The organism is Hyphomonas sp. GM-8P, from assembly GCF_003263315.1.
Taxonomy (GTDB): domain Bacteria; phylum Pseudomonadota; class Alphaproteobacteria; order Caulobacterales; family Hyphomonadaceae; genus Hyphomonas.
Genome location: NZ_AWFE01000057.1, coordinates 79,666 through 92,116 on the forward strand (window position 1 = coordinate 79,666; position 12,451 = coordinate 92,116).

Annotated in this window: 12 protein-coding genes and 1 tRNA gene; 5 read left to right on the forward strand and 8 right to left on the reverse strand. The window is 61.5% G+C overall.

From position 1 onward, the window contains the following. Positions 1–42: 42 nt before the first annotated feature. Positions 43–810, reverse strand: coding sequence for an SDR family NAD(P)-dependent oxidoreductase (locus HY26_RS05095; RefSeq protein WP_081813172.1), 768 nt, complete (start codon positions 808–810; stop codon positions 43–45). Positions 811–870: 60 nt separating this feature from the next. On the opposite strand from HY26_RS05095, the gene HY26_RS05100 reads away from it, so the two are divergent. Genes HY26_RS05100 through HY26_RS05110 form a run of 3 tightly spaced genes read left to right on the forward strand, consistent with a single transcriptional unit; the run spans position 871 to position 3,785 of the window. Continuing rightward, complete coding sequence (locus HY26_RS05100; RefSeq protein WP_112073079.1) at positions 871–2,001, forward strand: Re/Si-specific NAD(P)(+) transhydrogenase subunit alpha; 1,131 nt, start codon at positions 871–873, stop codon at positions 1,999–2,001. Then, positions 1,995–2,363 carry a proton-translocating transhydrogenase family protein gene (locus HY26_RS05105; protein WP_369802204.1) on the forward strand — a complete coding sequence of 123 codons (369 nt, stop codon included), beginning with the start codon at positions 1,995–1,997 and terminating at the stop codon, positions 2,361–2,363. Before HY26_RS05100 ends, HY26_RS05105 begins: the two co-directional genes overlap by 7 nt. A 3-nt stretch (positions 2,364–2,366) precedes the next feature. Further along, a complete protein-coding gene (locus tag HY26_RS05110; protein ID WP_034767805.1) occupies positions 2,367–3,785 on the forward strand; it encodes an NAD(P)(+) transhydrogenase (Re/Si-specific) subunit beta in 1,419 nt (472 codons plus the stop codon). 12 nt (positions 3,786–3,797) lie between these two features. On the opposite strand, the gene folK is transcribed toward HY26_RS05110, so the two are convergent. Genes folK through folP form a run of 3 tightly spaced genes read right to left on the reverse strand, consistent with a single transcriptional unit; the run spans position 3,798 to position 5,519 of the window. Then, the gene (gene folK / locus HY26_RS05115) at positions 3,798–4,328 is read right to left on the reverse strand and encodes a 2-amino-4-hydroxy-6-hydroxymethyldihydropteridine diphosphokinase (protein WP_051600136.1); all 531 of its coding nucleotides are present in this window, start codon (positions 4,326–4,328) and stop codon (positions 3,798–3,800) included. Next, entirely contained in the window at positions 4,321–4,686 is a 366-nt protein-coding gene (folB, locus tag HY26_RS05120) for a dihydroneopterin aldolase (protein WP_034767803.1), read from the reverse strand. The genes folK and folB overlap by 8 nt, the downstream gene beginning before the upstream one ends. Continuing rightward, entirely contained in the window at positions 4,683–5,519 is an 837-nt protein-coding gene (folP, locus tag HY26_RS05125) for a dihydropteroate synthase (RefSeq protein ID WP_051600163.1), read from the reverse strand. The genes folB and folP overlap by 4 nt, the downstream gene beginning before the upstream one ends. Positions 5,520–5,646: 127 nt before the next feature. Here folP and HY26_RS05130 point away from each other — a divergent pair, with 127 nt between their 5' ends. Next, complete coding sequence (locus HY26_RS05130) at positions 5,647–7,677, forward strand: S9 family peptidase (RefSeq protein ID WP_112073080.1); 2,031 nt, start codon at positions 5,647–5,649, stop codon at positions 7,675–7,677. Between the two features lie 10 nt (positions 7,678–7,687). On the opposite strand, the gene HY26_RS05135 is transcribed toward HY26_RS05130, so the two are convergent. Then, a tRNA-Lys gene (locus HY26_RS05135) sits at positions 7,688–7,763 on the reverse strand. 98 nt (positions 7,764–7,861) lie between these two features. Here HY26_RS05135 and HY26_RS05140 point away from each other — a divergent pair. Beyond that, on the forward strand, positions 7,862–8,491 hold the full coding sequence (locus HY26_RS05140; protein ID WP_034767798.1) for a hypothetical protein: 630 nt from the start codon (positions 7,862–7,864) through the stop codon (positions 8,489–8,491). Here the strand turns inward: HY26_RS05140 and tgt are convergent. From tgt to HY26_RS05155, 3 genes are all read right to left on the reverse strand, one after another. Then, positions 8,488–9,639: a tRNA guanosine(34) transglycosylase Tgt gene (gene tgt / locus HY26_RS05145; protein WP_112073081.1), complete on the reverse strand. Its 1,152-nt coding sequence runs from the start codon at positions 9,637–9,639 to the stop codon at positions 8,488–8,490. The two genes, HY26_RS05140 and tgt, sit on opposite strands and share 4 nt — an antisense overlap. 57 nt (positions 9,640–9,696) lie before the next feature. After that, the gene (locus HY26_RS05150; protein WP_112073082.1) at positions 9,697–10,455 is read right to left on the reverse strand and encodes a thioesterase family protein; all 759 of its coding nucleotides are present in this window, start codon (positions 10,453–10,455) and stop codon (positions 9,697–9,699) included. Positions 10,456–10,618: 163 nt separating this feature from the next. Continuing rightward, the gene (locus HY26_RS05155) at positions 10,619–12,049 is read right to left on the reverse strand and encodes an aldehyde dehydrogenase family protein (RefSeq protein WP_112073083.1); all 1,431 of its coding nucleotides are present in this window, start codon (positions 12,047–12,049) and stop codon (positions 10,619–10,621) included. Between the last annotated feature and the right edge of the window lie 402 nt (positions 12,050–12,451).

Here is a 12,451-nt window from a genome sequence, read left to right on the forward strand (position 1 = left end):
AAGGCTTGGCTAACGCCGGTAAAAAGTGCCGGTATTTCTGCGCTACAGCGGCAGCAGCAGGTGGCCTCCATCCACAACGATATTCGAACCGGTCATGTAGCTGCCTGCCTGAGACGACAACAGCAGCAGCGCGCCATCCAGCTCGCTATGCTCGCCAAAGCGTTTCATCGCGATCCGTTTGCGCATTTTGTCACCCGCATCGGAGTCGAGATATTCCGAATTGATGTCGGTCTTGTAGTAGCCGGGCGAAATTGCATTCACGCGGATCCCGTACCGGGCATTTTCCAGTGCCATCTGCTTCGTCAGATGCTCAACGCCCGCCTTGGAAACACAGTAGGCCGTCGTCATCATCTGGGGCTGAAGGCCGGTGATGGAGGCGATGTTGATGATCGAGCCGGGTACGCCTGCCTCGATCATGGCGTTCGTCGCGTGTTTGCCGACGCGCCAGACACCATTCAGATTCGTGTCGATGACCGCGTTCCAGTCGTCCTCACTCTGGTCCCGGAACCAGGTGTCGCGCGACATGCCGGAATTGCTCACGATAATGTCACAGGGCCGGCCAAGCGCTTCCTTCACCTCGGCGAAGACGCCGCTGACGCTGTCATCGGAAGTCACATCCATCTCTACCGGCAGGGCGCGGCCACCGGACTTGCTGATCTCATGGGCCAGTGCTTCCAGGCGATCCATGCGGCGCGCTGCCAACACAACATCCGCTCCAGCCTTTGACAGAACCTTTGCAAAATGGCGTCCCAAACCGCTCGACGCGCCGGTCACCAAAGCTGTCCTGTCAGTAAGACTAAACAAATCCATGCCCCAAACTCCTCATTTCGCACTTGCACAACGCAAGATTCTGTCGCTACTCCTACCGTCATGAAAATATCAGTGCTGAGGGAACGACGTTCTGGTGAGACCCGTGTGGCGGCTACACCAGAAACGGTCAAGAAGTTAGTGGCTTCAGGCCACTCGGTTACAATTGAGTCCGATGCCGGCAAGACTGCCGGGTTTCTGGACTCTGCCTATGAGGAGGCCGGGGCATCCATTGCGAAGGATGCCGCCGCGACCGTCCAGGGGGCAGATATCGTCTTCAAGGTCCGCGGACCGGAGGAAGGCGAGATCGCGGCCCTACCGGACGGGGCGGCCCTGATCGCCCTCATGGAGCCGTTCGCGATGGACCCAAAGGTCATCGCCGGACTCAACGCGAAAAAGATCGCGGCCCTGTCCATGGAATTCACCCCGCGCATCACTCGCGCACAGAGCATGGACGCGCTTTCGTCCCAGTCCAACCTCGCCGGCTATCGTGCCGTAATTGAAGGCGCGCAGATCTTTGGACGCGCCATGCCGATGATGATGACCGCTGCCGGCACGGTCGCCCCGGCCAAGACCTTCATCATGGGAGCTGGCGTCGCTGGTCTCCAGGCCATCGCCACCGCCCGCCGCCTCGGCGGGGTGGTTACCGCAACAGACGTGCGTCCCGCCGCCAAGGAACAGGTCGCCTCGCTGGGCGCCAAATTCATCGCGGTCGAGGATGATGAGTTCGAGGCAGCAGAGACCGCTGGCGGCTACGCCAAACAGATGTCACCTGAATACCAAGCCAAGCAGGCCGAACTGACAGCCAGCCACATCGCCAAGCAGGACATCGTCGTCACAACGGCCCTCATTCCAGGCCGTCCCGCGCCGGTCCTGATCACCGAGGAAATGGTGAAGAGCATGAAGCCGGGTTCGGTGATCGTCGACATGGCGGTCGCGCAGGGCGGCAACTGCCCGCTCTCGAAGCCGGATGAGATCGTCGATGTCGGCGGCGTCAAAGTGGCCGGGTTCTCAAACCTGCCTGCGCGCCTGCCCGCAGACTCGTCCTCGCTCTACTCCAAGAACCTGCTCGCCTTCCTGCCGCTCGTGACGGCCGAAGACGGCAGCCTCAATCTCGACACCGATGACGAAGTCGTCGTCGCCATGCTCCTGACCCGGGGCGGCGAAACGGTGAACGAAAGGATCCAATCATGAAACGCGCACTCCTGACCCTCGTCGCGGCCAGCTTTGCGCTGCCCGCCTTTGCCGATGGCGGTGGCATCGATTCCACTGTCTTCCTGGCCGCCATCTTCGCGCTGGCCTGTTTCGTCGGCTATTATGTTGTGTGGAGCGTCACCCCGGCCCTGCACACGCCGCTGATGGCCGTGACCAACGCCATCTCCTCCGTGATCGTTGTCGGTGCGCTTGTTGCGGCCGCCACGGTCGGCCTGAACTCGGACAACTGGGTCTCCAAGGTTCTCGGCACGGTCGCCGTCGCGCTCGCCAGCGTGAACATCTTCGGCGGCTTCCTCGTTACCCAGCGCATGCTCGCCATGTACAAGAAGAAGGGGGACTAATTCATGGACTCCTTTCACTCTACCTGGGCGCCGCTGCTCTATCTGATCGCCGGCATCCTCTTCATTCTGGCGCTTCGTGGGCTTTCCAGTCCAGCCACCAGCCGCGCGGGCAACCGCAACGGCATGATCGGCATGGCCATCGCCGTGGCGACGACGCTTGCCCTGCTCTGGGGTGACCTCGACGTCACCACATGGGGCCTGATCCTCGCAGGCGTTGCCGTCGGAGGCATCATCGGCGCAATCATCGCCCGCCGCATTCCGATGACGGCGATGCCGCAGCTGGTGGCTGCCTTCCACAGCCTCGTCGGCATGGCCGCCGTGCTCGTGGCCGCAGCCGCCTTCTACTCGCCCGTCCAGTTCGGCATCGCCGGTGATGTCGGCATCAAGGGCGCCTCCCTGATCGAACTCGGCCTCGGCTCCGCCATCGGTGCCCTGACATTTACCGGTTCGGTCATCGCCTTTGCGAAACTAAACGGCAACATGAGCGGCGCGCCGATCATGTTGCCTGCCCGTCACCTGCTCAACATCGTGCTTGCTGCCGGTGTCGTCGGCCTTCTGGGCTACCTGATTGCCGTGAACGGCCAAGCACCCTGGGCCTTCTGGGGCCTCACGGTCCTGGCGCTGATCCTCGGCATCACGCTGATCATTCCGATCGGCGGCGCCGATATGCCGGTCGTCGTGTCCATGCTGAACTCCTATTCGGGTTGGGCGGCTGCCGCCCTCGGTTTCACACTCGGCAATTTCGCCCTGATCATTACGGGTGCCCTCGTCGGCTCTTCGGGTGCGATCCTTTCCTACATCATGTGCAAGGGCATGAACCGGAGCTTCATCTCGGTGATCCTCGGCGGCTTCGGCGCAGACGACTCCGCAGCAGGCGCTGGCGGCCCGGCTGTCGACCGTCCGTTCAAGAAAGGCTCTGCTGACGATGCGGCCTTCATCATGAAGAACGCGTCCAAGGTCATCATCGTGCCCGGCTACGGCATGGCTGTGGCGCAGGCCCAGCACGCGCTGAAGGAAATGGCGGAGCTGCTGAAGGAGGAAGGCGTCGAAGTGAAGTACGCCATCCACCCGGTCGCCGGCCGTATGCCGGGGCACATGAACGTGCTACTGGCCGAGGCGCAGGTACCCTATGACGAAGTGTTCGAGCTGGAGGACATCAACTCCGAATTCTCGACTGCGGATGTCGCCTTCGTCATCGGCGCAAACGATGTGACCAACCCGTCGGCCAAGACGGACAAGACGTCACCCATTTACGGCATGCCGGTTCTGGACGTCGAGAACGCCCGCACGGTGCTGTTCGTGAAACGCTCCATGGGCTCCGGCTATGCCGGCGTCGATAACCCGCTCTTCTTCAACGACAACACGATGATGTTGCTCGCAGACGCCAAGAAAATGGTGGAAGACATCGTCAAGTCGCTCTAAGGCGCCCTGACATCACTTTGAAGAGCCACGCAGTTCCGCCAGGCGCTGCGTGGCTTTTTCGTCTGGGAAGCACACCTGGTCCGGTTCGTCCGCGCGAAGGGTCTCCGCCAGCAGCGAGACCGGCACACCATCGAACTCCCAGCGCGGCGCGATATCCGACAGAGGGTCCAGCACGAAACGGCGCTGCGCCAGACGCGGATGTGGAATCGTCAGGGTTGGCGTGTCAATGTCGACGCCCTGCATCATCAGAATATCGATATCGATTTCCCGCGGCCCCCACCGTTCGCGCACCTGCCGGCCCAATGCATTCTCAATGTCCTTACACACCGCCAGCAGGTCGAGAGGCTGGAGCATTGTATCTATCTGTAGACAGACATTGAGAAAATCCGGTTGCTCCAAGACACCCCAGGCCTTGGAACAATAGACGCGAGAGATCTGGACAAGACGAATCCCTTCCGTCCCCTCCAGCAGAGCGAGCGCCCGAGCCAGATAGTCTTCCCGATCGCCCAGATTGGTGCCTAGTTCCAGATACGCCTCAGCCATTACGGCTACGGGTGATAACCACGCCGACGTGATCCACGAAGTGCCGGATCGGCGCCGAAGGTTTCCGGACAGTGACCGTAATCCGCTCCACCAGCGGCTGGTCTTCCAGCACGGCCAGCGCGATCCGTTCAGCGAACGTTTCGATCAGGTTGAAGACCGTCTCCCCCGACAGCCGCTCTGCCAGGTCGCACAGCTCGCCATAATTGACTGTCTCGGACATGTCGTCATTGCGCGCCGCCTGCGGTTTCAGCTCGCATTCCATGTCGATATAGAATTTCTGCCCGAGGGACTTCTCGGCCTTGTGGACTCCGTGGAAGCCGTGAAGGCAGAGATTGGTGACGAATACGCGGTCGGTCATTTTGCTTTCTCGATTGCTTCCAGCATGTTGAGGGCTTCGCGGTGTGCGGCAACATCGTGCACGCGCAGGATAGACGCGCCGCGGAAGACGCTGTCCAGATTGGCCGTAAGCGTGCCGATCAACCGGTCACCCACGGGATTGCCCGTCAGGCGCCCGATGAAGGATTTGCGTGAAACGCCGACCAGAACCGGTCGCCCGGTTTCAGCGAGAACATCCAGATTGGCCAGAACACCAAAATTCTGTTCGTAGGTTTTTCCAAATCCGACTCCCGGATCGAGAATGAGGTGCTCGCGTGGAATGCCGTGCGCATCCGCCTCTGCAAAGCTTTCCTCGAAAAAGACGGCCATATCGTCTCGCAGATTGATCGCGCCGTCCGCCTTGCCGCGATTGTACGTCACCACGACAAGACTATCCGTCTCGGACACGGCTGAAGCCATGTCAGGATCACGTGTCATGCCCCAGACGTCATTGATGATCACGGCACCGGCTTTTGCTGCCTGGCGGGCGACTGACGCCTTGTAGGTATCGATGGACAGAGGCAGTGCGCCTGAGGCCGACAGCGACGCAATCGTTCCGGACACACGGCGCCACTCTTCTGCGGCATCTACGTTCTCAGCGCCCGGCCGGGTCGACTCGCCGCCGATGTCGATGATGTCGGCCCCATCAATGCGCATCTGTTCGGCATGCTGGATGGCATTGGTCAGGCCGAAATGTTCGCCGCCATCCGAAAAGGAATCGGGGGTGACGTTCAGGATGCCCATCAGCATCACCCGCCCGCCGGACAGCCGGTGCAGCAGCTCTTCCCTGATTGTCTTGCGGACAGCGCTGTCCATACCGACTCCTCGCGGTGAAAGCGCGCATATAACAGCCCTGACCGGTGCGGCAAACTGGGGTTTCAGCGCGCCATTGCCGCGCCTCAGGAAGAGAGTAAGCTTTCCGTTCTCTTCGAGGAGCGTTCCCATGAAATATCTGAAGTCATCCCTCAGCCTCTGTGCCCTTCTTGCGCTGGCTGCCAGCCCCGGCGCCGCACAGGAAATGCGCGCAATCACGGTCGACGACCTGCTCGCGATCCGGGATGTCTCCTCCGTCGATCTCAGCCCGGACGGCAAATGGGCAGCCTACACGGTCAAACGCAATGACATGGACAAGGACAAATCCTTTACCCAGGTCTGGATGGCTTCGGTGGAGGACGGCACCGTCCTGCCAATGACAGGCGAGACCTACAGCGCCAGCGATCCGCAATGGAGCCCTGATGGAACCCAGCTCGCCTTCCTGGCCGCCCGTGACGATCTCGACGAAGATGCGACCAAGCAGGTCTGGACGCTGGACATGCGCGGCGGCGAGGCCATGGCCTATACAGACGTCACGCAAGGCGTCGACGGCTTCGAATGGGCGCCGGATGGTCAGCGCATGGCCCTGCTGATCACGGACGAGAGCGAAAACGACAAGGCGGACCGGGAAGCAAAAGCCAATGGCGAAACGCCGAAGGAGCACCCTTACGTCATCGACCGCCTGCAGTTCAAAGAAGATGGCGTCGGCTATCTGGGCCGCACCTATACCCATATCTATGTGATCGCGGGACGGGACGAAGCCCCGGTCCAACTCACATTCGGACAGCAGGATGACAGCGAGCCGGACTGGAGCCCTGATGGCATGGAAATCGCCTATACCAGCAATCACACGGAAGAGCCTGACGCGAACGCCAATTCCGACATCTTCGTGGTGTCTGCGGATACTGCAGACGCCCCGTCCGATCCCCGGCAGCTGACCTTCAACCCGGGGACAGATTCGTCTCCGGACTGGAGCCCTGACGGCCAGACCGTCGCCTATACGGCCCAGACCCAGCCGGAATTGATCTGGTACGCCACCATCCACCTGGCCACCGTGCCCGCTGAGGGCGGCAAGGAGCAGGTTCTGACCGAGGCGCTGGACCGGAACGTCTACGCACCCACTTTCTCTGCGGACGGGCGCTCCATCTTTTTCCTGAGCGAAGATTCCGGCACGCAGCCCGTGTCGGCCTATGACCTGCGGAAGAAATCGATCCAGAAAGTCATCGACGGCGCCCTCGCGGTCAGCAGTTTCGAAGAAGGCCCCAAAGGCACGATGGCCGCCGTCATCTCGACCCCCACCGTGCCGGGTGACGTGTTCTGGCAGGACCGGCGCGGCAAGCTCAGCCAGGTCACGTACACGAATGCAGACCTGCTGGACCAGGTCACCCTGTCGGAGCCGCAATTTGTGGATTTCACCAATCCCGACGGCGATACGGTGCAGGAATTCATCTACCCGGCAATCGGTATGGCTGAAGGCTCCGTGCCGCCTGCCATCCTGCGCATCCATGGTGGCCCTGTGTCGCAGTTCGATTACAGCTTTGATCCCTTCGCCCAGTTCTACGCCGCCAATGGCTATACGACGGTCATGGTCAATCCGCGCGGTTCCAGCGGGCGCGGTCAGGACTATGCGTCAGCGATCTGGGCCGACTGGGGCAACCGGGATTTCATCGACGTCATGGCCGGCGTCGACAAGGCTGTGGAGATGGGACTGGCGGATGAAGACCGTCTCGGCGTCGGTGGCTGGTCCTATGGCGGCATTCTCACCAACTATGTGATCACCAAGACTGGCCGGTTCAAAGGCGCTGTCAGCGGCGCCAGTGAGGCGAACTACACGGCAAACTATGGTCACGACATCTATCAGCGCGAATGGGTGATGGAACTCGGCCTGCCATGGGAAAACCAGTCCGAATGGCACCGGATTTCACCCTTCTTCCAAATCGGCAATGTGACGACGCCCAGCCTGTTCATCGGCGGAGGGGCCGACTGGAACGTGCCGATTCTCAATTCAGAGGAAATGTACCAGGCCCTTCGCAAGCGCGGCATCGAAACGGGGCTTGTGGTGTATCCGGGCGAAGATCACTCTATCGGGCGGCCCAGCTTTGTCGCCGACCGTTACCAGCGCTATGTTGGCTGGTACGATAACCATGTGAAGGGAGAGTGAGAGGATAAAATGGTGTGCCCTACAGGGTTCGAACCTGTGACCTACTGATTAAAAGTCAGTTGCTCTACCAGCTGAGCTAAGGGCACGCCAGAGCGGCCCATTTAGAGAAGGGTTCGGGACTGGTCAACACCCGCCTGCACCCAATCGTCACAAGTCGCCACATTTATCCGCTCAAACTGAAATCATGAGATATTCCATCCTGCTCCTGCCCGTCGTCATGCTGGCCGCCGCCTGCGCCAGCAGCCCGGAACCTGCCCCTGGGGAAAACGCAGCCGGCTCCGACGGTGTGGTCAAGAACACCGAAACGGCGGCCGGCAGCGCCTACACCCAAACCAAGGACGGCCTTCCCGATGCCGCCATGTCTCCACTGGAGGACCTGAACCTGAAGCGGGATCCGATTCCGCCCATCCTGAAGGACATCGAAAGCCCGTATGACGTGCCCGAGGACATCAGCTGTTTGGAAATCACGCTGACCCTGGCGGAACTGGACGCGGCGCTCGGGCCGGACTGGGACACGGAAAATCCTGACGAACGCCTGCGCACGGAAAAACTGGCCGACGAAGCCTCCGATGCGGCGCTCGACACGATCTCATCCACCGCCAGCAGCCTGATTCCCTTCCGCAGCCTCGTCCGCCGCGCAACGGGCGCCTATGCCTATCAGAAGAAGTACAACCGGGCCTACAAGCTCGGCGCCCAGCGGCGGGCGTATCTGAAAGGGATCGGCCTCGCCCGTGACTGTCCGCCGCCTGCCCGGCCGAACCCGATCGTGCCGGAACCCGACAAGACCGTCTTCAAAGGCGACACGCCGGACTAGCCCTCGGCGCCCTCTTCGGCCCGGGGTCTGGACTTGGTCGAGGCCCAGGCCGTCTGCAGGCGGGTTCTCAGGGCTTCAAACCGGCCCTCGGCAATGGCGGCGCGGATCTCCTGCATCAGCGCCTGGAAGAAAGCCGTGTTGTGCCAGCTGAGCAGCATTGGTCCTAGATACTCCCCCGCCCGGAACAAGTGGTGGTAATAGGCCTTCGGATAGTCTCGGCTGGCCGGGCAATCGACGGCCTCGTCCAGCGGTGAGAGATCTTCGGCAAACTTGGCGTTCTTCACATTGATCGGCCCGGCCCAAGTCCAGGCCTGACCATGGCGGCCAGAGCGCGTCGGCAACACACAGTCGAACATGTCGATTCCCCGCGCCACGCTCTCGACAAGGTCAATCGGCTTGCCGACACCCATCACATAGCGCGGCACGGCGTCCGGCAGGTGCGGCACCGTCATGTCGATCGTTTCGCACATCTGTGCGTGTCCCTCACCCACGGCGAGGCCGCCCAGCGCGATGCCACCAAAGCCCTGAGAGACGACACCCTTCGCCGACCGCTCGCGCAGGTCAGCGAAGTTCGAGCCCTGGATGATGCCGAACAGGGTTTGCGTGTCCCGTTCCCCGAATGCTTCAAGGCTCCGCTCGCCCCAGCGCAGGGACAGCTCAAGGCTCTCTTCCGCTGCCTCATGCGTGCACGGATAATCGGTGCACTCATCCAGCTGCATCGAAATATCTGCGCCGAGAAGATCCGCCTGGATCTCGATGCTGCGCGCAGGCGTCAGCCGGTGGGTGGAGCCGTCGATATGGCTCTGAAAAGTGACCCCGTCGGCATCCATCTTGCGCAGCTGGGCAAGGCTCCACACCTGGAAGCCGCCGCTGTCGGTCAGCATCGGGCCGTCCCAATGGGCAAATTTGTGCAGGCCGCCGAGACGATGCACCCGCTCGGCACCGGGGCGCAGCATCAGGTGATAGGTGTTGCCGAGGATAATGTCGGCCCCGGCTTCTTTCACCTGGTCCATATAGAGCGCTTTCACCGTACCGGCGGTGCCGACAGGCATGAAGGCCGGCGTACGGATATCGCCCCGCGGCGTCTTCAGCAGCCCTGTGCGCGCCTTGCCCTCGCGGGCCTTGATCTCAAACGGAAAGGTCGTCATGGCGCGCGTATAGGCGAGCTTTCCACCACGGCAAAGCCCGCCTTGCACGCACCCGGCTCAGCGCTTGGCAATCACCAGCGACTGGACGGCTCGGCCGAAAGGGCCATGCTGGTCCGACAATTCCCCGAAGCCGAGCCCGCGCCCATCCGGACTGATCCAGGAATTGGCCTCCAGCTTGATCCATTCCCCCACAGGCTCGCGCACGAAATGAAGGGTCAGGTCCGCGTTGATATAGGTCCACTCCTCAAAGTTCAGGGATGAGCCGAAGCCGTTGCAATAATCGCCCGTCGCCGCCGCCCGCATAATTGGCGTCGTCGCCCGCGTGTCCAGGAATGGCCGTTTGATGTGGAACCAGACCGCTTTGCGAGATGTCGTGTTCGGGTCTTCCGTGCGCATTTCCACCGCCGTGTTGAATCCCACGGAGAGCGGGAACTCCAGCGGTGTCTCCGGTATCTGGCTAGCACCATTCGGCATCGCCACTTCAGCCGGCAGGTCCAGATCGGCCTTGCGGATTTTGAGCGCCGCGGCGCGCACTACCTGTTTGCCGTTTGCCGAGAGAATGATTTCCGAGGTCTGAATGTTCCGGCCTTCGCGCGTGATGTTGACATCGATGTCCAGCGGCCCGACCGGCACCGGCCGTTGCAGGTCGATTGTCAGGCGCGTCACCGACATCGGCACTTCGCTGGGCAGGTCTTCGACAATGCTGGCGATCAGGGCCGACGGCGCTCCGCCATGCAGCATGCGCGGATCCCAGGGGCCTGCACCATTCTCCGTCGCGATGACGGAATCCTCTTTCCGGTAAAAATAGGGTTCCAATACTTCTTCCTTCCAAATCCGGCCCGAACCGCATCACCGCAACCGCACCTGACGTGACGGCGGTCAACTCATTTTCAGGGGCCGCAAAGCAGAGGCGAGCCCGCCTTCACGCGCTCGCCTCTCTATTCAATAACATTCGCCGTAAAGCTTCCGAACTGCCGTCTCAGACGAAGGCAGCGTTCCGGCGGATGTTCGTCGTCTTGGCCTGGCAGAATTCCAGCAGGCCATGCTCGGCGCCTTCGCTGCCGATGCCCGACTGTTTGGCGCCGCCAAACGAGGCATGCGGCGACAGGTGCTGGGTTTCATTGATCCAGACCGTACCGGTTTCCAACTGGTCCGCGATTTCCTGTGCCTTGGCGATGTCGGCGCTCCAGACAGAGGCGCCGAGGCCGTAGATCGTGTCATTCGCACGGCTGACGACTTCATCAAGATTTTCGAACGACATCAGCGGCAGGACCGGACCGAACTGTTCCTCCTGCACGATGCGCGCGTCTTCCGGCGGATTGTCGAGGATGGTGACCGGCACGAAATAACCGGGCGCCTCCGAGGCTTCACCGCCAATCAGGAACTTGTAGCCCTTGTCCTTTGAATCCTGAATCAGGTCCAGCACGCGCTGGTACTGGGCTTTGTTCTGGATCGGGCCGATCTGCGTGCCCTGCTGCGAGCCATCGCCCACTTTCACGGTCTTGGCATATTCCACCAGCGCCGTCTTCAGCGGCTCATAGATGTCCTTGTGCACATACATGCGCTTGGTTGCGATACAGATCTGTCCGGTGTTCTGGAACGCCGCCCAGAACAGTTCCTGTGCAATGGCTTCGACATTCACATCCGGCATCACGATGGCTGCATCGTTGCCGCCGAGTTCCAGCGTGACCTTCTTCAGCTCCTTGGAGGCGCCCTCCATGACCTTGCGGCCTGTCTGGGTCGATCCGGTGAAGCTGATCTTGTCGATGCCGGAATGGCCGGTCAGCCACGGTCCGAGACGGTCATCCCCGGACACGACGTTCAGCACACCGGCCGGAACCACGTCACGGATCAGTTCAGCGAGGCGCAGCGTGGTCAGCGGCGTGGTCGGCGCGGGCTTCAGCACGACCGTGTTGCCGGCCAGCAGAGCGGGCGCCAGTTTGAATGCGGCCAGGATGATCGGGAAGTTCCACGGCACAATGGCCGCCACAACGCCAATCGGCTCATAGCGGGTGACGGTGTAGCGCTCGTCATCGTCCTGCGAGACGATTTCCGGAATATCCATCTTGGCTGTCTCGGCGAACCAGTGCGCGCCGCCAAGAACATCGCCCATTGCCTGCTCGAACGGCTTGCCCTGTTCCCTGGTCAACAGGCGCGCCAGTTCCTCACCGTTCTGCGCAATCACACCGGCAATCGCGAGCATGACTTCCTTGCGCTTCTCGATCGGCGTCTTGCGCCAGGCTGGCAGCGCGGCGCGGGCAGCGGCGACGGCTTCGTCCAGCTCCGCCTGCGTGCAATTCGGGGCTTCGGCGAAGACTTCGCCAAGTGCCGGGTTCTCGACACCGAATTTTTCGGTCCCGGCGACGGCTTTCCCGTTGATTGTCATGGTGAAATTCATGTCGGCACTCATGGCGCTGGCCTCTCTGTCCTGTTTTTGGTGTTTCCTCACCGCGAACCCTAGCAGAATCAGCCCGCCCGAACAGAGCGAATTCGAATCGGTCCGGGCCTGTCGCGGCGTCAACCGGAATTGGGGATAGCCGGGGGCCCATCCCCGTCCCTTGCCTGCCATTCCGGAATTTACGGAGCAAATCGTCGGGACGCATTTTCAGTGTTGCCGCGACAGGATCGGCCCCCGGATCAATGCTGCGCGCCTTCCGGGAAGACACGGTGGGATGGCATTCAATCCTACAGGTTCGGGCGGCACCTATCTTCAAGCCCATGCATCCTGATCTCCAGCGCTTCTTCAACCATGTCTGGCCGATCTTCTGGCCATGGCTGGTCTGGAACCTGCTGCGTGTTGCCCGCTGGCACA

Bases quoted from the DNA above. Each gene is read 5' to 3' on its own strand.
- HY26_RS05140 (WP_034767798.1), top strand. From the start codon at position 7,862: ATGAGATATTCCATCCTGCTCCTGCCCGTCGTCATGCTGGCCGCCGCC.
- HY26_RS05110 (WP_034767805.1), top strand. From the start codon at position 2,367: ATGGACTCCTTTCACTCTACCTGGGCGCCGCTGCTCTATCTGATCGCC.
- folP (WP_051600163.1), bottom strand. From the start codon at position 5,519: ATGGACAGCGCTGTCCGCAAGACAATCAGGGAAGAGCTGCTGCACCGG.
- folK (WP_051600136.1), bottom strand. From the start codon at position 4,328: ATGGCTGAGGCGTATCTGGAACTAGGCACCAATCTGGGCGATCGGGAA.
- HY26_RS05095 (WP_081813172.1), bottom strand. From the start codon at position 810: ATGGATTTGTTTAGTCTTACTGACAGGACAGCTTTGGTGACCGGCGCG.
- HY26_RS05155 (WP_112073083.1), bottom strand. From the start codon at position 12,049: ATGAGTGCCGACATGAATTTCACCATGACAATCAACGGGAAAGCCGTC.
- HY26_RS05130 (WP_112073080.1), top strand. From the start codon at position 5,647: ATGAAATATCTGAAGTCATCCCTCAGCCTCTGTGCCCTTCTTGCGCTG.
- folB (WP_034767803.1), bottom strand. From the start codon at position 4,686: ATGACCGACCGCGTATTCGTCACCAATCTCTGCCTTCACGGCTTCCAC.
- HY26_RS05100 (WP_112073079.1), top strand. From the start codon at position 871: ATGAAAATATCAGTGCTGAGGGAACGACGTTCTGGTGAGACCCGTGTG.
- tgt (WP_112073081.1), bottom strand. From the start codon at position 9,639: ATGACGACCTTTCCGTTTGAGATCAAGGCCCGCGAGGGCAAGGCGCGC.